This window comes from Streptococcus sp. KHUD_015 (assembly GCF_051106265.1).
Classification (GTDB): Bacteria; Bacillota; Bacilli; order Lactobacillales; family Streptococcaceae; genus Streptococcus.
In genome coordinates this window covers 2,063,878-2,083,721 of sequence record NZ_CP193665.1, presented here as the reverse complement: position 1 = coordinate 2,083,721, position 19,844 = coordinate 2,063,878, and the positions used below count along the sequence as shown (strand labels likewise).

17 protein-coding genes are annotated in these 19,844 nt (G+C 40.7%); 15 read left to right on the top strand and 2 right to left on the bottom strand.

The genetic code is table 11. The features are described 5' to 3' along the window. Positions 1 to 93 precede the first annotated feature (93 nt). The 8 genes from purD to purB all read left to right on the top strand — a co-directional run bounded on the left by purD (position 94) and on the right by purB (position 7,305). Entirely contained in the window at positions 94 to 1,359 is a 1,266-nt protein-coding gene (purD, locus tag ACORHU_RS09965) for a phosphoribosylamine--glycine ligase (RefSeq protein ID WP_434364486.1), read from the top strand. A gap of 259 nt (positions 1,360 to 1,618) precedes the next feature. Next, entirely contained in the window at positions 1,619 to 1,735 is a 117-nt protein-coding gene (locus tag ACORHU_RS09960; RefSeq protein ID WP_434364485.1) for a phosphoribosylaminoimidazole carboxylase, read from the top strand. Between the two features lie 29 nt (positions 1,736 to 1,764). After that, on the top strand, positions 1,765 to 2,253 hold the full coding sequence (gene purE, locus ACORHU_RS09955) for a 5-(carboxyamino)imidazole ribonucleotide mutase (RefSeq protein ID WP_033679486.1): 489 nt from the start codon (positions 1,765 to 1,767) through the stop codon (positions 2,251 to 2,253). Then, positions 2,240 to 3,313, top strand: coding sequence for a 5-(carboxyamino)imidazole ribonucleotide synthase (purK, locus tag ACORHU_RS09950; protein ID WP_434364484.1), 1,074 nt, complete (start codon positions 2,240 to 2,242; stop codon positions 3,311 to 3,313). Before purE ends, purK begins: the two co-directional genes overlap by 14 nt. 232 nt (positions 3,314 to 3,545) lie before the next feature. Beyond that, entirely contained in the window at positions 3,546 to 4,460 is a 915-nt protein-coding gene (locus ACORHU_RS09945) for a hypothetical protein (protein ID WP_434364483.1), read from the top strand. 96 nt (positions 4,461 to 4,556) lie between these two features. Continuing rightward, the gene (locus ACORHU_RS09940; RefSeq protein ID WP_000614662.1) at positions 4,557 to 4,787 is read left to right on the top strand and encodes a hypothetical protein; all 231 of its coding nucleotides are present in this window, start codon (positions 4,557 to 4,559) and stop codon (positions 4,785 to 4,787) included. A 127-nt stretch (positions 4,788 to 4,914) separates the two neighbouring features. After that, the gene (locus ACORHU_RS09935; protein ID WP_049533938.1) at positions 4,915 to 5,994 is read left to right on the top strand and encodes a hypothetical protein; all 1,080 of its coding nucleotides are present in this window, start codon (positions 4,915 to 4,917) and stop codon (positions 5,992 to 5,994) included. Between the two features lie 12 nt (positions 5,995 to 6,006). Continuing rightward, positions 6,007 to 7,305 (top strand): adenylosuccinate lyase, encoded by a 1,299-nt coding sequence (gene purB / locus ACORHU_RS09930; protein WP_000610725.1) that lies wholly within the window; start codon positions 6,007 to 6,009, stop codon positions 7,303 to 7,305. Positions 7,306 to 7,358: 53 nt separating this feature from the next. Here purB and strH read toward each other — a convergent pair whose 3' ends face one another. Both strH and ACORHU_RS09920 read right to left on the bottom strand, forming a co-directional pair. Next, positions 7,359 to 11,360, bottom strand: coding sequence for an LPXTG-anchored beta-N-acetylhexosaminidase StrH (strH, locus tag ACORHU_RS09925; protein ID WP_434364482.1), 4,002 nt, complete (start codon positions 11,358 to 11,360; stop codon positions 7,359 to 7,361). Positions 11,361 to 11,662: 302 nt separating this feature from the next. After that, a complete protein-coding gene (locus ACORHU_RS09920; protein ID WP_001007190.1) occupies positions 11,663 to 12,379 on the bottom strand; it encodes a GntR family transcriptional regulator in 717 nt (238 codons plus the stop codon). 319 nt (positions 12,380 to 12,698) lie between these two features. On the opposite strand from ACORHU_RS09920, the gene ACORHU_RS09915 reads away from it, so the two are divergent. From ACORHU_RS09915 to ACORHU_RS09885, 7 genes are all read left to right on the top strand, one after another. Beyond that, positions 12,699 to 14,486 (top strand): glycoside hydrolase family 35 protein, encoded by a 1,788-nt coding sequence (locus ACORHU_RS09915; RefSeq protein ID WP_000196545.1) that lies wholly within the window; start codon positions 12,699 to 12,701, stop codon positions 14,484 to 14,486. Further along, positions 14,483 to 14,959 carry a PTS sugar transporter subunit IIB gene (locus tag ACORHU_RS09910; protein ID WP_000156971.1) on the top strand — a complete coding sequence of 159 codons (477 nt, stop codon included), beginning with the start codon at positions 14,483 to 14,485 and terminating at the stop codon, positions 14,957 to 14,959. The genes ACORHU_RS09915 and ACORHU_RS09910 overlap by 4 nt, the downstream gene beginning before the upstream one ends. A 26-nt stretch (positions 14,960 to 14,985) precedes the next feature. After that, complete coding sequence (locus ACORHU_RS09905; protein WP_020900496.1) at positions 14,986 to 15,891, top strand: PTS mannose/fructose/sorbose/N-acetylgalactosamine transporter subunit IIC; 906 nt, start codon at positions 14,986 to 14,988, stop codon at positions 15,889 to 15,891. Beyond that, positions 15,878 to 16,699, top strand: coding sequence for a PTS system mannose/fructose/sorbose family transporter subunit IID (locus tag ACORHU_RS09900; RefSeq protein WP_000185289.1), 822 nt, complete (start codon positions 15,878 to 15,880; stop codon positions 16,697 to 16,699). The genes ACORHU_RS09905 and ACORHU_RS09900 overlap by 14 nt, the downstream gene beginning before the upstream one ends. Positions 16,700 to 16,702: 3 nt before the next feature. Continuing rightward, complete coding sequence (locus ACORHU_RS09895) at positions 16,703 to 17,107, top strand: PTS sugar transporter subunit IIA (protein ID WP_434364481.1); 405 nt, start codon at positions 16,703 to 16,705, stop codon at positions 17,105 to 17,107. Between the two features lie 99 nt (positions 17,108 to 17,206). Then, on the top strand, positions 17,207 to 18,373 hold the full coding sequence (locus ACORHU_RS09890) for an SIS domain-containing protein (RefSeq protein WP_265476822.1): 1,167 nt from the start codon (positions 17,207 to 17,209) through the stop codon (positions 18,371 to 18,373). A gap of 311 nt (positions 18,374 to 18,684) precedes the next feature. Beyond that, positions 18,685 to 19,722 carry an aldose epimerase family protein gene (locus ACORHU_RS09885; RefSeq protein WP_414339020.1) on the top strand — a complete coding sequence of 346 codons (1,038 nt, stop codon included), beginning with the start codon at positions 18,685 to 18,687 and terminating at the stop codon, positions 19,720 to 19,722. Positions 19,723 to 19,844: the final 122 nt, after the last annotated feature.

Here is a 19,844-nt window from a genome sequence, read left to right as displayed (position 1 = left end):
TTCCTTTTTTTGATTAAAAGGCAGAACGAAACGAGATTAAAACGAACGTTTATGTTATAATATTAGTAAATAATTCGCAAAAGAGGTTGAGGAATGAAGCTGTTAGTTGTCGGTTCGGGTGGTCGTGAACATGCGATTGCTAAGAAGTTACTTGAGTCAAAAGACGTTGAAAAAGTATTTGTAGCTCCTGGGAATGATGGGATGACTCTGGATGGTTTGGAATTGGTAAATATCTCCATTTCCGAACATTCTAAATTGATTGAGTTTGCAAAAGCTAACGATATTGCTTGGACTTTTATCGGGCCAGATGACGCCCTTGCTGCTGGTATCGTGGATGATTTTAACCAAGCTGGTCTCAAAGCCTTTGGTCCGACAAGATTGGCGGCAGAGCTGGAGTGGTCCAAGGATTTTGCCAAGGAAATCATGGTCAAATACGGCGTTCCGACAGCAGCCTATGGCACATTCTCAGATTTCGAGGAAGCCAAGGCCTATATCGAAAAGCAGGGGGTTCCTATCGTAGTCAAGGCGGATGGCTTGGCGCTTGGGAAAGGTGTCGTTGTTGCTGAGACAGTCGAGCAAGCAGTAGAAGCCGCTCACGAGATGCTTTTGGACAATAAATTCGGCGACTCAGGTGCGCGTGTGGTTATCGAGGAGTTTCTGGCTGGAGAAGAGTTCTCTCTCTTTGCCTTTGTCAATGGGGACAAGTTTTACATCATGCCAACGGCTCAGGACCACAAACGTGCTTACGATGGCGATAAGGGACCTAACACGGGGGGTATGGGTGCCTATGCGCCAGTTCCTCACTTGCCACAGAGCGTGGTTGCCACAGCGGTTGACACTATTGTCAAGCCAGTCCTAGAAGGGATGATCAAAGAAGGTCGTCCTTATCTTGGTGTTCTTTACGCAGGGCTTATCTTGACAGCTGATGGACCCAAAGTCATTGAGTTCAACTCTCGTTTTGGAGATCCTGAAACGCAAATCATCTTGCCTCGTTTGACATCTGACTTTGCACAAAATATCACGGACATTCTCGATGGTAAGGAGCCAAACATCACCTGGACGGACAAGGGTGTGACACTTGGTGTGGTTGTCGCTTCGAACGGCTACCCGCTAGACTATGAAAAAGGTGTCAAGTTGCCAGCCAAGACAGAAGGCAATATCATCACTTACTATGCAGGGTCTAAGTTTGCGGAAAATAGCAGAGCACTGCTATCCAACGGCGGACGTGTCTATATGCTAGTTACCACAGCAGACACCGTCAAAGAAGCCCAAGATACCATCTACAGCGAACTCAACACACAAAACACAGAAGGTCTCTTCTACCGAACAGATATCGGAAGCAAGGCTATAAAAGATTAACAGGTACTAAATTTGTCATGGTGAGCGAAAGCGAACCAAAATAGAATAATCGTCGCAGTAGTGGAACTTCTAGTAGCTTTGCTACTAGGAGCGGAAAACTGGAGACCTAGGCTCCAGTTTTAGTAATGGAACGCCACAGCGTTCGCTTACGTCCGCACTACATTAGACGATTATTAAAAAGAAAAAAATTCACAAAATACGTTAATGGTCGTATGGCTTGCGAGCGTTAGCGAGCTAATATAGAATAATCACCGCCGTTGTGAAAGAACGATTGGATGACAATCCAAGCGTTCAGGGAAATTGGAAGACCTTGGGCTTCCAATTTAGGCATGAGACACCTTTGGTGGCTGCTGCCGTCCCTCAAAACCTAAGGTAATTGTCAAAAAAGAGGAAAAAGGAGAAGAAATGAAACCAGTAATTTCCATCATCATGGGCTCAAAATCAGACTGGGCAACCATGCAAAAAACCGTCGAAGTTCTCAATCGCTTCGGTGTAGCCTACGAGAAGAAGGTTGTCTCTGCCCATCGCACACCTGATCTCATGTTCAAGCATGCCGAAGAAGCGCGTAGTCGTGGTATCAAGGTCATCATCGCAGGTGCAGGTGGCGCAGCTCATTTGCCAGGTATGGTCGCAGCTAAAACAACCCTTCCAGTCATTGGTGTGCCCGTCAAGTCTCGTGCCCTTAGTGGCGTGGACTCGCTCTACTCTATCGTACAGATGCCGGGTGGAGTACCAGTCGCAACCATGGCTATCGGTGAAGCAGGGGCGACCAACGCAGCCCTCTTTGCCCTCCGTCTCCTGTCAGTAGAGGATCAGGCTATCGCGACAGCTTTGGCAGATTTTGCAGAAGAACAAGGAAAAATCGCAGAGGAGTCTACCAATGAGCTCATCTAAAACAATCGGAATTATCGGTGGCGGCCAGCTGGGTCAAATGATGGCCATTTCTGCTATCTACATGGGCCACAAGGTTATCGCGCTGGATCCTGCGGCGGATTGCCCAGCCTCTCGCGTGGCGGAAATCATCGTGGCTCCTTATAACGATGTGGATGCTCTTCGTCAGCTGGCAGAGCGTTGCGATGTCCTCACCTATGAGTTTGAAAATGTCGATGCTGACGGTTTGGATGCTGTCATCAAGGATGGACAACTTCCTCAAGGAACCGACCTGCTTCGCATCTCCCAAAATCGGATTTTTGAAAAGGACTTTCTCTCAAACAAGGCCCAAGTCACTGTAGCACCTTACAAGGTTGTGACCTCAAGCCAAGACTTGGCAGATATGGACCTGTCGAAAAACTATGTCCTCAAGACTGCTACAGGTGGCTATGATGGGCATGGACAAAAGGTCATTCGCTCGGAAGCAGACTTGGAAGAAGCCTATGCGTTAGCTGACTCAGCAGCCTGCGTTTTAGAGGAATTTGTCAACTTTGACCTTGAGATTTCTGTCATCGTGTCTGGTAATGGTAAGGACGTGACGGTTTTCCCAGTTCAGGAAAATGTCCACCGTAACAACATTCTATCTAAGACCATTGTTCCAGCTCGAATTTCTGAGAGTTTAGCAGACAAGGCCAAAGCCATGGCAGTGCGAATCGCAGAACAACTGAACTTGTCTGGAACACTTTGTGTGGAAATGTTTGCGACTGCTGATGACATCATTGTCAATGAAATTGCGCCACGTCCACACAATTCTGGTCACTACTCGATTGAAGCCTGTGATTTCTCTCAATTTGATACCCACATTTTAGGCGTTCTGGGAGCACCATTGCCAGACATCAAACTACATGCGACAGCTGTCATGCTCAATGTCCTCGGCCAACACGTCGAGGTTGCTGAAAAATATGTCACAGAAAATCCAAGCGCCCACCTCCACATGTATGGTAAAATAGAGGCGAAGCACAACCGCAAGATGGGGCATGTGACTTTGTTTAGTGATGAACCAGATGAGGTTGAGGATTTTTAAAAATAGTTCATTTAAATAATCTATATTTTTAAAAATTCAAGTCCTTAATAAGGATTCAAATGGATGTTTACATCAGTTATTAAATAGGCTCCTAAAATTGATATTGAAAATAGAATGTTTAATAATCAATATAGGCATGTAACAAATTAATATATGCTCAATTTTCTAGTATAAACAAATATAATTTATGAATTATCAATATGCGGGATTTAGAAAGGATATTTAATGTAGTATGGTTATGATCAAAGATTCAAAATTTAAAAAAGCAGACTTAGATATAGATTTTACTGATGTTGATTTTAGAACAATTGATCCAAAATATATGTCAGGGTACCGATTGGAAGTCGTTGAAGAAGAGATTATAAAAAAGTTTAAATTCTTTATTAGTAATGTTAATTCTAGCGATTCATTTTTTACTTATTATAGAGGTACTCGATTAAAGCATATATATCCAGATGTAAGCTATATTTTAAAAAATGGATTAAATAAATTCTTTATTGTTGGGGACAAAGGAGTTGATTTTATTAAAAATCAACTTGGGGATAGTCAAAATCGAATGCTCTCAGAACAATTTAGTAATGAGGAGTACTTATTGAATGAAATTAAAATAAAAATAAATATTGATGAGATCTTTTTACCCTCAGATAAAAAGATGAGGTTGAGGTTATTGCAAGCAATTGTTCATAATTGTGGGAAAGAAACTTTCTCTGATTTTAAATCTTATGTTTCCCATTATGTTTCAACTACAGTTGGAACTGGGAATTATAAGATTGCAAAAAGCTTTATTGATAACGAAGGTTTTATTATTTTTGGATTTGAAAAAATCGGTAAATATTTTGTTAACTCGAAGGAGTTACAATTACTATTGACTCAGTCAGAAGAACATCAATACATAATTGACGTTGAGCAAGAAATTATGATTGAGAATGTTTTGTGGCCTTCAAATATTTTTGGATTATTTTATATACATAATGATAAAAGGATATTTATCATTAATCCTTGGTTGGTCGTGAAATTGCAACAAAGTGAAACTATGGAGATTGTTGCTAAAGATTCTTTTGATCCTTTAATTTATGTAGACCAAAGTAATTTTGATAATATTTATAAGGAGTTGGGATACGGAGAATATCTATGTAGGCCATATTGAGCAATAGATAATTAACTGATATTAATTTTTAGTTTGAAAAAGAAAGGGAGAAGAGGACTGTATTCGCTTAGCTAAATACAAGTTAGGGTAATATTTATGATTCAAATTATCATCAATGCTTTTGTTGAAAAGGATAAGACTGGAGCTGCTGTAGAAGTTTTGTATGCTAGTAGCAATCACGAAAAAGTGAAAGCAAAATATGAAGAGCTAGTTGCTCAATATCCTGAAAACTATTTAGCTGTCTATGATGTCCCGCTAGATACGAATTTGAATATACTCGATCACTATCCATCTGTGTGGATCGGGAAAGAAGAGCTAGAGGATTAGGACAGGATTGCAATTATAAATTCCATTGTCTTTTTTGTACAAGAGTTGACTAGGCTTACTGTAGCTGATAAAGCTAGTAAAAAATGCAGTTATTGAGATGGAGGACGATTTGTAAAGGAGATATATCATGGGAGTTAATTATGTTGTACCAGTTTCAAATTTTGTATTAGATTATCCAATAAAAGTAAACGATAGTATAATAATACCTCCAATAGGATTATTTTTCGAGAACTGTGAGAAGGCAATAATATCCAAAAGTGAACAAAATAAAATTATCTATGAAGATGGTGACACAGGTCTCTGTTTGATAAAACAAGACTATAATAGTGAATATATGGATACTATAACTCAGAGTGAATATGATTTATGTATTGAAATTGCAAAAAAACTTATATATACCTCAGATGATTTCGTAAATACTTCTTATATTACTTTCTGTGCAGATGGTTCTTATCCATCTATTTCTTCGGAAAGATTCTTTTTGTGTGATTATATTTCGGATTTAGCTGACAAAGATTTAGACTATTTTAGAATTAGTTATGGTAATTACAGTAACAAAGAGAAGCTTCCAGGATTAGCGGGGTATGATATGTTATCTGGAATTAAGACGGTTTACCAATTTAGTAAAGATCAGAACGGAGAGATTTATTGGGATACTATACTAGGTCGAGTTTCACATTTTCCTGTTGATGGGATTGGACTGTATATTGATGGTTTCGACACTAATGATTATAGTAAAGATTGTTATCAAATTTTATATGATAGATATAGAAATGATGAAATATATAAAATCTGTAGATATGCCTTACAAAGAGTGGCAAAGTCATATTATATTCCAGATTCTACGAATACCTTTATTTTTCTTTGGACAACCTTAGAAGCAATTGCATCTCCTGAGTATGAGAATGTAAAAAAATGGAAGGGAAAAGTAATTTCTTTTATAGTACAGGATCAAACCAATTACAATAAATTAGGTGAATATATAAAAAAAATATCAAAAGACGTTAGGACTGAGTTAGTACATAATGGGAAATTAATTCAAGACCTGGATGATTACTCTACTATGTTAGCAATTGATAAAGAGCTTACTAAAATAAAGAATATTATTATTGACTATGTTATTGCTGTATATATTACAGGTATTAAGTCATTTACAGAGTTAGATAACCATAGAAAAGAATTACAAAACAAACTAGGTGTTAATTAAAGGAGAAAAACAATGATCAACCGTTACTCTCGCCCTGAGATGGCGAACATTTGGAGTGAAGAAAATAAATACCGTGCTTGGCTTGAGGTGGAAATCTTGGCTGACGAGGCATGGGCTGAATTGGGGGAAATCCCTAAGGAAGATGTGGCTTTGATTCGCGAGAAAGCGGACTTTGACATCGACCGTATTTTGGAAATTGAGCAGGAGACTCGCCACGATGTGGTGGCTTTCACGCGTGCAGTTTCTGAGACTCTTGGTGAAGAGCGCAAGTGGGTTCACTATGGTTTGACTTCTACTGACGTGGTGGATACGGCCTACGGTTACCTCTATAAGCAGGCCAACGACATCATCCGTCGTGACCTTGAAAATTTCACCAACATCATCGCTGACAAGGCCAAGGAGCACAAGTTCACTATCATGATGGGTCGTACCCACGGTGTGCACGCTGAGCCTACAACTTTTGGTCTTAAATTGGCCACTTGGTACAGCGAAATGAAGCGCAATATCGAGCGTTTCGAGCATGCGGCTGCTGGTGTGGAAGCTGGCAAAATCTCTGGTGCGGTTGGGAACTTTGCCAATATCCCGCCATTCGTTGAGCAATACGTCTGCGACAAATTGGGTATCCGTGCCCAAGAAATCTCTACACAGGTCCTTCCTCGAGACCTTCACGCTGAGTACTTTGCAGTTCTTGCTAGCATCGCGACTTCAATCGAACGCATGGCAACGGAAATCCGTGGTTTGCAAAAATCAGAACAACGCGAAGTAGAAGAATTCTTTGCCAAAGGGCAAAAAGGTTCATCTGCAATGCCTCACAAACGCAACCCTATCGGTTCTGAGAATATGACTGGGCTTGCACGTGTTATCCGTGGTCACATGATTACAGCCTATGAAAACGTCGCTCTCTGGCACGAACGTGATATCTCTCACTCATCAGCTGAGCGCATCATCACACCAGATACGACTATTCTGATCGACTACATGCTTAACCGTTTTGGAAACATCGTCAAGAACTTGACGGTCTTCCCAGAAAACATGATCCGCAACATGAACTCGACTTTTGGTCTTATCTTTAGCCAACGTGCTATGTTGACCTTGATTGAAAAAGGCATGACCCGTGAGCAAGCCTATGACTTGGTGCAACCAAAAACAGCCTACTCTTGGGATAATCAAGTAGACTTCAAACCGCTTCTCGAAGCAGATCCAGAAGTGACATCACGCCTGACTCAAGAGGAAATCGATGAGATCTTCAACCCTCTTTATTACACTAAACGAGTGGACGATATCTTTGAACGTCTTGGACTTGGTGATTAATTAAAAATAAACAGCGAGCTTCAATCTCGCTGTTTATTTTTTATCCAAAAGACTTAGTCTTCTTTTCTTTTAGTGAGTCCATAGGCTGCTAGTGTGGTCATGAGTCCTGCGACTACTAGTCCTGCAGAATGGTGACTTCCTGTTTCAGGAAGTTTTTTTTCTGTTGCCACAGGAGCTGGACCTTGAGGAAGAGCTTTGTTTTCCTCAGCAGGAACAGTTGTTGGAGCCGATTTTCCTGGAATCTCTAGTACTGGTTTTTCTTCTGTCGCAGGAGTTGGCACACTTGGGATTTCTTGTGCTGTTTTTTCTTCTTTGAAAGCTGCTTGTCCGTTTTCATCGCCTACATGTGTTACCAGAGTTCCGACTTCGACTATTTGTGTAACGGATTCCTGTGCTACGATACTGGTAACCAATGTTTTAACTTCCGATCCATCAGCAGCAGTAGTCACAGAGTAGAAATGGCTACGACGACCGTTTACACCTTCTGTTACGACACGGGATTGACCTTTAGGCAATTGATCAGTTTCACGAGTGATGGTTGTGAATGGAATTACTTCCTCTTGGAGATCTAGTCTAGGTTTTGCTTCAGTAGTTGCTGCAAGACCATTTTCATCACCCTTGTGAGTTACAGGAGCACCAACTTCGACAACTTGGTTCACAGCTTCTTTGGTTACCTGGCTATCAAGAACGGTTTCTGTTGATTTCCCATTTTCTGTAAGAACAGAGATGTAAGAAGTACGTTCACCTAGAACTCCAGCTTTGACAACTTTTTCTTGTCCAGCTGGGAGATTTGGATTGTCTTTCTTGATAACTTCAAACGGGATTTCTTCTGTCTTCACAAGAAGTTCTGGTCGGTTTTCAATGTTAGCAGCCAGTTCATTTTCATCTAGGCTTCCTAAGTGAGTAGCAGCTGGTTTAAGATCTTTAAGGGCAGTCTTTAGTTTATCTACTAGTGCGTCTAGTTCAGCTTGTTTGCTGCGGTTGAGGTTAAAGTTCAGTCCATCTTTTGCTGCCTTGAGTGCGGCTAGGCTTTCTGCGCTGTATCCGTCTAAGTTTGTAGGAATTTTAGCTAATAATTCACGGAGCGTATTATAATTAGCGCGGAAGTAGTCTTTGTTGTGGTCTGCAAAGGCAGTCATGAGTTCAAAGATTTCCTCTTCCTTGTACTCAGCACTTGGTCTATCTGCCCAGATTGAAAGCATACTACCAACTGTTGGAAGGTCTACTTCAGGATATTTGGTAGAAGCAAGTTGATTGAATGGTGTTTTTCCAGTATTCTCAATAGCTTTTTTGAGGAAACCACCACCATCTTCTGGTTTTTGACCGAGAATGTAGTACCAATCTCCGTTGGTATTAAGGAACTTATAGCCCTTGCTTGCTAGGTATTGAGGTGATGCAAGGTTGTAGCCCCACCAGCCTTTAGACCAGTAAGAAATCAAGACATCTTTGTCAAACTGAACATCGTCCTTGTCCTCATAGTAGAAGCCATCGTTGAAGGCCATTGGTTGAAGCCCTCTTTCCTTAGCCATAGCAGCTAGGCTGTTAGAATAATCTGCGAACTTGTTATAGAGTCCATACCATTTGAGGTAGTACCAACCTTGGGCGTTGGTCGCATCGTTAGCGTATTCGTCAGTACCATAGTTGAAAATCTTTGATTTATCAGCAAAGTAATCCATGTATTTACCGATAAGCGCTTTAGTAAATCCAACCGCTTCTTGATTTTCAAGGTCCATGGTTGTTTTTGAAACTTTATCAAAGTTGGCTTGAGGATTCTTGATGCCAAGTTTTTCCATGGCAACCAGCATAGCGTCCATATGTCCTGGACTATTGATAGCGGGGATTAGACCAATACCTTTTTCCTTAGCGTATTGAACAAGCTCTGTCACTTCTGCCTGTGTCAACGCAGTACCGTTTGGATCGTCGTAGTAAGCTTTAGTTCCTTCGATAATAGCTTTTTTAACGTCATCACTAGCATAGGTTTTTCCGTTGGCAGTAATGGTCATATCATCGAGTAGGAAACGAAGACCATCATTTCCTAGAAGGAGATGGGCATCAGAGTAGCCGAGCTCGCTCGCCTTATCTACGATACGTTTGAGTTGATCTAGAGAGAAGTATTTGCGCCCTGCATCGATGGAAATGACTTTATTCTTATTAAGTTTTTCAAGTTCGCGTTTAGCATCTTCCTCTTTTTGAGCTTCTGGGGTGAAGATTAGCTGACTAATAGCTTCTTGAAGTTTTGCGATTGCTTGATCAATCGTGTCTTGTTGAGCACGGCTGAGGTTGCTATCAAGTGAACGGATGGCTTTTTCAGCTTCTTTGACAGCAGTAACGCTTTCTGTTGTGTAGCGCTTGAGGTCTGCTGGAACTTCTTTCAGTGCTTGTTCAGCAGACTGGTAATCTGCTGCGAAGTATTCAGCGTTGGCATTTGCAAAATGACGCATGAGTTTGAAGAGGCGAGATGGGGAATAACGTGCAGATGGTGTATCAGCCCAAGCAGCTACCATACCACCGATGAATGGAACATCAGCTCCTTCTGTTTTTGGAACAGACGTGATTGGTGTATTTTTAATACCATTGAGCCCCTGATCGAGATTGTACCAACCTTGGCCGTCAGCATTTCGTCCGAGGACGTAGTACCAAGCATCGTTGGTATTAAGGATTTGGTGGCCTTTTTCAGCTAGTAGTTTAGAAGAAGCAACATCGTAGCCACCCCAACCACCAGTCCACATAGAAACGATGATGTCTTTGTCAAAACTACCAAAGCTTGTGTCGCTATTGTAGTAGATACCATCATTAAATGCCATTGGTTTGAGACCGTGAGATTTTACAATACGAGCAAGATCATTGGCGTAAGAGATGAATTTTTCATATCCTTTTTCAGGGTAACCTTCATTTGGATAATATTTATCAGCTTGAAGCACACTCCAACCTTTAGCATCTGTCGCATCATTGGCATATTCATCTAGTCCAATATTGAAAATTTCAGATTTGTTAGAGAAGTAGTGAGCGTATTTGTCAATCAGAGTTTTTGTGAAATCGACTGCTTGTTTATTATTTAAGTCAACAGTTCGTTCCGATTTTTTACCAAAATAATCAAAGTTAGGATTCTCAATGCCAAGTTCTTTCATAGCATGGAGCATAGCATCCATATGTCCAGGACTATTGACAGTTGGAATTACTCCAATTCCTTTATCTTTGGCATAATTAATCAAATCTGTCATCTGACTTTCAGTGAGATGGTTACCATTTGGATCATTGTAATAAGCATTTGTTCCATTTTCAATGGCGCGTTTGACATCATCACTAGAGTAGGTTTTATCGCCCACTTTCATAGACATATCATCCAACATGAAACGGAGGCCATCGTTACCTACCAAGAGATGAAGATCTGTGTAACCATATTCTTTAGCTTTGTCGATAATTTCTTTGAGCTGCTCAGGTGAGAAATATTTACGTCCGGCATCAATTGAAACGATTTTTCGTTTAGCTAATTTTTCATTTTGAGTTGCAGCGCGTTCCTTTCCTGCCTCTGTTGCTGGTTTATCAGCTTCTGCTTTCGTTTCATCTTTTTTAGCTGGTTTATCTTTGTCAGCTTCTGACTTATCAGTCTTGTCTGTATCCGACTCTTTAGAATTAGCCTCTTTCTGCTCTTCCTTTTTAGGGCTAGCTTCTTCTGCCTTTTTATCGGCAGCTTCTTTTTCAACAGAAGTTGGAGTTACCACTTCTTCTTTATCACTAGGAGTTGGACTAACTTCCTCTTGTGTTTTTTCCTCTGTTTTTGGAAGATTAGCTACCTTATCAGTAGCTGGAGTTTCTGTTTCTACAGTTTTTGGAGTTTCTGGTTGAAGCTCTGCTTTAGGTGTTTCCTCAGTAGTCAGATTTTCAGATGCTTGAGGGGAATCGGAAACCGTATGGATGGTCGATTGGCTTTCTGTAGTAGGAGTAACTCCATCGGCTGCAACAGCCTGTGCTTGGAAGGCAAATCCAATTAGAACAGAAGCTGCTCCTACAGCGTATTTACGAATGGAAAAACGTTGTTGTTTTTCTTGTTTCATTGCAAAACCTCCTGATTGTATTTTATATTGATAGCGTTTACATAAAACAACACCCTTATTTTATTTCTTATATTAACAAGAGTCAAGAGGAGACGATGGAAAACTATAATAAGTATAAAAACTAATAAAAATTAAATAAAGAATTCTATTTATTAACATATGCATATGTAGTGTAATTCAATCCTATTTCTATAAAATATTCTACAAAATATAGAAGGTCATACAAAAAGTAAGCGCTTTCTTATTATTGTGGTATAATATGTATAGAAAAAAGCCCAAGCGATTAGGCTTAGGCTTTATTCTTAGTGATCACGGTCACATGAAATGAATTTGATTTTGTAATAATCCGCTCGTTTATAAGTTTCGCTGTAAGCGAGAACTTGACCAGTAGACTCTAGCTTAGTAGTCTTGGTTTGTAAAACGGTTGGGAATTGCTCATCGACTCCGAGGACCGAAGCCGCATGTTCTGGAGTTGGAAATGCTATTTCATTGATTTCTTCAAAATGTTCATCATTCATGTGAATGTGGTAATCTGATTTGAAACGGTTATAGATAGAACTATAATATTCAAGATTTGGATAATTTGCGTTGATGTATTGTTCTGGGATATATGATGTGTGGTAGATGTATGCGACACCATTTGTTTCGCGGACACGTTCAATCTTGTAGTAGAACTGATCACCACGTAATCCAAGTTTTTCCAAGTAGTTTAGTTTATTTCCGCGTTCAATAGAAAGGACGGTCACCTTATCATCTTTAGTTTCAAAAACTTCTACATCTGAAAACTCTACGAGTTTGTGTTTGCGTGCGCGTGAAACGAATGTACCCTTTCCTTGTTGGCGGACAATATAACCATCTTTGGCAAGGTCGTTTAAGGCACGGACAACTGTGATAGAACTAACATCATACATTGCAATCAATTCAGCTTCAGTGTAAAATTTATCTCCACTTGCAAATTGCCCAGAGATGATTTTGTTCTTTAATTCATCTTTTATATATTGATATTTTGGAATTGCCATAATTTCACCTCGATTTTCCTTCTCCGTTAAAGATTTTACCATAAAAACGGAAAGAATAGTAGTCTTTTGAATAAAAAAATTAGAATAATAGACTATAAGGTTAATTTACATATAAAAAAGGAGATTTTATACATTTTTATACATGCTAGCTATTTGAAGCTCTATGTCTGTAAAATCTATATCTTTATAATTTTTTTGTGTAAAAGTTGGTAAAAAATGAAAAAAATTGTGAAAACCTATTGACAAATGCAGGATATTGAGATATATTTACTATATCAACAAATGAAAGCGTGAACTTTAATTGTCAGAAGGTAATAATATGACACGATTTGAGATTAGGGACGATTTCTATTTAGATGGAAAACCGTTCAAGATTCTGTCCGGCGCCATTCATTATTTTAGGATTCCGCCAGAAGATTGGTCTCATTCGCTCTACAACTTGAAGGCTCTTGGTTTTAACACGGTAGAGACTTACGTTGCTTGGAATCTACACGAACCCCGTGAGGGTGAGTTTAACTTTGAAGGAGCTCTGGATTTGGAGAGATTTCTCCAAATAGCACAAGATTTAGGCCTCTATGCTATTGTACGTCCGTCACCATTTATCTGTGCGGAGTGGGAATTTGGTGGTTTACCGGCTTGGCTCTTAACCAAAGATATGAGGATTCGTTCATCAGACCCAGCCTATATTGAAGCTGTCGGTCGCTACTATGACCAGCTCTTGTCACGACTGGTCCCACATTTGTTGGACAAGGGTGGCAATATCCTTATGATGCAGGTTGAAAATGAGTATGGTTCTTACGGAGAAGATAAGGCTTACCTGAGAGCGATTCGACACTTGATGGAAGAGCGTGGCGTAACCTGTCCACTCTTTACATCAGATGGTCCATGGAGAGCAACTCTGAAAGCTGGAACCTTAATCGAAGATGATCTCTTTGTAACAGGGAACTTTGGTTCTAAGGCACCTTACAACTTTTCACAGATGCAGGAATTCTTTGACGAGCATGGCAAGAAATGGCCACTTATGTGTATGGAGTTCTGGGATGGTTGGTTCAACCGTTGGAAAGAACCGATTATCACACGGGATCCAAAAGAATTGGCAGATGCAGTTCGAGAGGTTTTGGAACAAGGCTCCATCAATCTGTACATGTTCCATGGTGGTACAAACTTTGGCTTCATGAATGGTTGCTCAGCTCGAGGAACTTTGGACTTGCCACAAGTTACATCGTATGACTACGACGCTCTTCTTGATGAAGAAGGAAATCCAACTGCCAAATATCTGGCAGTTAAGAAGATGATGGCAACACATTTCCCAGAGTATCCGCAGTTGGAACCACTCTACAAAGAGAGTATGGAGTTGGATGCTATTCCACTGGTTGAAAAAGTTTCCTTGTTTGAAACCTTAGATAGCTTGTCTAGTCCAGTAGAAAGTCTCTATCCTAAAAAGATGGAGGAGTTGGGACAAAGTTATGGCTACTTACTCTATCGAACAGAAACAAACTGGGATGCAGAAGAAGAAAGACTTCGTATCATTGATGGTCGAGATAGAGCTCAGCTTTATGTCGATGGTCAGTGGGTTGAAACCCAATATCAGACAGAAATTGGGGAAGATATTTTCTATCAAGGAGAAAAGAAAGCGCTGTCTAGATTGGATATCTTGATAGAAAATATGGGGCGTGTCAACTATGGTCACAAGTTCTTAGCGGACACGCAACGTAAGGGAATTCGGACAGGGGTTTGTAAGGATTTGCATTTCTTACTAAACTGGAAACACTATCCACTCCCACTAGATAATCCTGAGAGAATTGATTTTTCAAAAGGATGGGCAGAAGGACAACCAGCCTTTTACGCTTATGACTTTACAGTCCAAGAGCCAAAAGATACTTACCTAGACTTGTCTGAGTTTGGTAAGGGAGTTGCCTTTGTCAATGGGCAGAATTTAGGACGTTTTTGGAATGTCGGCCCAACACTCTCGCTTTATATCCCTCATAGCTATCTCAAGGAAGGTGCCAACCGCATCATCATCTTTGAAACAGAGGGTGAATATAAAGAAGAGATTCATTTAACTCGTAAACCTACACTAAAACACATAAAGGGGGAAAATTTATGACAATTGTAGGATGCCGTATCGATGGACGTTTGATCCACGGACAAGTAGCCAATCTTTGGGCTGGGAAACTAAATGTTTCACGTATTATGGTTGTAGATGACGAAGTTGTCAACAACGACGTTGAAAAGAGTGGTTTGAAACTTGCGACACCACCAGGTGTAAAATTGAGTATTTTGCCAATTGAGAAAGCGGCAGCCAATATTCTTGCTGGTAAATACGATAGCCAACGTCTCTTTATCGTGGCTCGTAAACCAGACCGTTTCCTTGGTTTGGTAGAAGCAGGTGTACCACTTGAAACCCTTAATGTTGGGAATATGTCTCAAACACCAGAAACTCGCGCCATCACACGTTCTATCAACGTAGTAGACAAGGATGTGGAAGATTTCCACAAACTGGCAGAAAAAGGTGTTAAACTTACTGCTCAAATGGTTCCAAATGATCCAGTTTCAGACTTTTTGAGCTTATTAAAATAGGAAAAAATTTTTAGGAGGTCATTGTTATGATACAATGGTGGCAAATTTTACTTCTCACTTTGTACTCAGCTTATCAAATCTGTGATGAGTTGACGATCGTTTCATCTGCAGGTTCCCCTGTATTTGCTGGTTTCATTACTGGTTTAATTATGGGAGATGTGACTACTGGTCTGCTTATCGGTGGTAACTTGCAACTGTTCGTTCTTGGGGTTGGTACCTTCGGTGGTGCTTCTCGTATTGACGCAACTTCTGGTGCGGTTCTTGCGACAGCCTTCTCTGTTTCACAAGGAATTGATACAGCACTTGCGATTACAACAATCGCTGTGCCAGTAGCGGCTCTCTTGACATACTTCGACGTTCTTGGACGTATGACAACTACTTTCTTCGCTCACCGTGTGGATGCAGCAATCGAACGCTTTGACTACAAAGGAATCGAACGTAACTACCTACTTGGTGCGATTCCTTGGGCTTTATCTCGTGCCCTTCCAGTCTTCTTTGCGCTTGCCTTTGGTGGTGCCTTTGTACAATCAGTGGTAGACTTAGTTGAAGCATATAAATGGGTTGCAGATGGTTTGACACTCGCAGGACGTATGCTTCCAGGTCTTGGATTTGCAATCTTGCTTCGTTACCTTCCAGTTAAACGTAACCTTCACTACCTTGCTATGGGATTTGGTTTGACAGCTATGTTGACTGTTCTTTACTCATATGTAACAGGTCTTGGTGGCGCTGTTGCTGGTATCGTAGGTACTCTACCGAAAGATGTTGCTGAAAAAATTGGTTTCGTGAACAACTTCAAAGGATTGTCTATGATTGGTATCTCTATCATAGGTATCTTCCTTGCAGTGCTTCACTTCAAAAATAGCCAAAAAGTAGCTGTGGTAGCACCTTCTACACCATCAGAAAGTGGGGAAATCGAAGATGACGAATTCTAATTACAAACTTACAAAAGAAGATTTTAATCAAATCAACAAACGTAGCTTGTTTACTTTCCAATTGGGTTGGAACTACGAACGTATGCAAGCTTCTGGTTACCTTTACATGATTTTACCTCAATTGCGTAAAATGTATGGGGATGGAACTCCTGAATTGAAAGAAATGATGAAAGTTCATACTCAATTCTTCAATACTTCACCATTCTTCCACACTATTATCGCTGGTTTTGACCTCGCTATGGAAGAAAAAGATGGTGTAGGTTCAAAAGATGCCGTTAACGGTATCAAGACAGGTTTGATGGGACCATTCGCTCCTCTTGGAGATACTATCTTTGGTTCACTTGTACCTGCTATCATGGGATCTATCGCAGCAACTATGGCTATCGCTGGCCAACCATGGGGTATCTTCCTTTGGATTGCAGTTGCAGTTGCTTATGACATCTTCCGTTGGAAACAGTTGGAATTTGCCTACAAAGAAGGGGTTAACCTTATTAACAACATGCAAAGTACTTTGACAGCTTTGATTGACGCTGCATCTGTACTTGGTGTCTTCATGATGGGTGCTCTTGTAGCAACAATGATCAACTTTGAAATTTCTTACAAATGGGCAATCGGTGAGAAGATGATTGACTTCCAAGACATCTTGAACTCAATCTTCCCACGCTTGCTTCCAGCAATCTTTACTGCCTTTATTTTCTGGTTGCTTGGTAAGAAAGGTATGAACTCTACTAAAGCTATCGGTATTATTATCGCACTTGCTTTGGCTCTTTCTGCCTTTGGTAAATTTGTACTTGGAATGGGTGCATAATTTATGACGAAATCATTAATTTTGGTGAGTCATGGTCGCTTCTGTGAGGAACTTAAAGGTAGCACAGAAATGATTATGGGTCCACAAGACAATATTCATGCGGTAGCTCTTCTTCCAGAAGATGGTCCAGAAGAATTTACTGCAAAATTTGAAGCTGCTATTGAAGGATTGGATGATTTCCTAGTATTTGCTGATCTTCTCGGTGGAACACCATGTAATGTGGTAAGCCGTTTGATCATGGAAGGTCGTGATATTGACCTTTACGCGGGGATGAATCTTCCAATGGTGATTGAATTTATCAATGCGTGCCTTACAGGCGCAGATGCGGACTACAAGAGCCGTGCTACAGAAAGCATTGTGAAAGTTAATGACCTGTTAGCAGGCTTCGATGATGACGAAGATGAATAAGATGTGACAACGTGAAAATCGTTAGAACATTTTATATAGAATATACATGGGAATGGGGCTTACTCCCATTCCCATCTTTAATAGAAAAAGAGGAACTCAATGCTACATTATACAAAAGAAGACTTACTCGAGTTGGGTGCAGAAATCACTACACGTGAAATCTACCAACAGCCTGATGTATGGAAAGAAGCTTTTGAATCTTATCAAGCAAAGCGTGAAAAAATTGCAGCCTTCCTACAAGGAATTGCTGATAAACATGACTATATCAAGGTTATCTTGACAGGTGCTGGAACTTCTGCTTATGTGGGAGATACCTTGGTACCTTACTTTAAGGAAGTCTACGACGAACGCAAATGGAATTTCAATGCTATTGCGACCACAGATATTGTTGCCAATCCAGAAACTTACTTGAAAAAAGATGTGGCGACTGTCCTTGTATCTTTTGCTCGTAGTGGGAACTCGCCTGAAAGTGTGGCGACTGTTGATTTGGCAAAAGCCTTGGTGGATGAGCTTTATCAAGTGACGATTACTTGTGCAGCGGATGGTGAGTTGGCTCTTCAAGCCCATGGTGATGACCGCAATCTTTTGCTTTTGCAACCAGCTGCTTCTAATGATGCTGGCTTTGCCATGACTTCTAGCTTTACGTCTATGATGTTAACAGCTCTTTTGGTCTTTGATCCTACAGAATTTGCTGTTAAAGCTGAACGTTTTGAAGTTGTATCTAGTCTTGCCCGTAAAATTCTAGACAATGCAGAAGATGTCAAAGAACTTGTTGACCTAGACTTTAATCGTGTCATCTATCTAGGCGCTGGTCCTTTCTTTGGACTTGCTCATGAAGCTCAGCTCAAGATTTTGGAATTAACAGCTGGCCAGGTGGCGACCATGTATGAAAGCCCAGTTGGCTTCCGTCACGGTCCAAAATCTCTTATCAACGAAGATACAGTTGTTTTGGTTTTTGGTACAACAACAGACTACACTCGCAAGTACGACTTGGACTTGGTTCGTGAAGTTGCTGGTGATCAGATTGCTCGTCGTGTTGTGCTTTTGAGTGATCAATCCTTTGGTCTTGAAAATGTCAAAGAAGTTGCCCTTGGTTGTGGCGGTGTCTTGAATGATATTTACCGTGTCTTCCCTTACATCGTTTATGCTCAACTCTTTGCCCTATTGACTTCACTCAAGGTAGAAAATAAACCTGATACACCGTCTCCTACAGGTACAGTAAACCGTGTGGTACAAGGTGTTATCATCCACGAATATCAAAAGTAATACTCTTCGAAAATCTCTTTAAACCATACTAGTGTCGCCTTGCCGTATAGATGTTACTGACTTCGTCAGTTCTATCTGCAACCTCAAAACAGTGTTTTGAGCTGACTTCGTCAGTTCTATCCACAACCTCAAAGCAGTGCTTTGAGCAGCCTGAGGCTAGCTTCCTAGTTTGCTCTTTGATTTTCATTGAGTATAAGGCAGTATTTATGAATCCTTGACAAGAGGATTTGTAAATTATCAGATAAACCATAGATTGTCAAGGCGCTTTCTATGGTTTGTTTGATTGAGAGAAATAGTAAAAGGAGAACAGAATGAAAGCATACACAGAGCATGTATTTGGAAATATTGAGGGACAAGATGTCTTGGCTTATCGTTTTGAGACTGACGGTGGCTACCAGCTTGAAGTTATGACTTATGGTGCGACCATCTTGCGCTATGTAACGCCTGACAAGGCTGGAAATTTTGCCAACGTTATCTTGGGATTTGATGACTTTAATAGTTATGTAGGCAATAGTCCCAAGCATGGAGCTAGCGTAGGTCCTGTAGCAGGCCGTATTGCAGGTGCGACCTTTGAGCTTAATGGCAAGACTTATGACCTTGAAGTCAACAATGCTAGCAACTGTAACCACAGTGGTTCAACTGGTTGGGATTCTAGCTTGTTTGAGCTAGTCGAAGTGAGTGACCATGGCTTGACTCTCTACACAGAGCGTACAGACGGGACAGGAGGTTTCCCTGGAAACCTTAAGATCTGGATTAGCTACAACTTGGAAGAAAGTGGTGCCTACGAAGTTAGTTACAAGGTAACGACAGACCAGGATACCTTGGTCAATCCAACCAACCACAGCTATTTCAACTTGTCTGGTGATTTCACGCAGACAATTGACCGTCATGTCTTCCAGCTAAATACTGAGGGCATTTATCCAATCGCTCCCGACGGTGTTCCGGCCAAAACTCCAGATGCCAATCGTGACGTAGTAAAACACATCTACAATGGTGCCTTGTTGAAGGATATCTTTGCAGAAGAAGATGAGCAAATCCAGCTGGTATCTGGCTTGGACCATCCATTTGCCCTTCCTGCAGGTCATGATAATGCTGGTTTCCTTTATGACCAAAACTCAGGTCGCTTCCTGCTCTTCAAGACAGAGGCTCCTTGTTTTGTTGTCTACACAGCAAACTTTGTGGAAGAAAGTGTCATCATAGGAGGTCAGCCAATGGTACAGCACAATGGGATTGCCCTTGAAGCGCAAGCTTTACCAGATGCCATTCACAGTGACCTCAAAGACCAAGTCATTCTTAAAGCCGGTCAAACCTTTACAAGTAAGACACGCTATGAACTTGTTGTGAAATAAAGGATGAAGTTTCTACTTTTCGGGATGAATATCATTTGCCTCATGACATTAGTAGAAACGGACAAAGAATAGGGAAATATGATATAATTTAATAGTGAAAATACCTGTCCTATCTAAAGGAT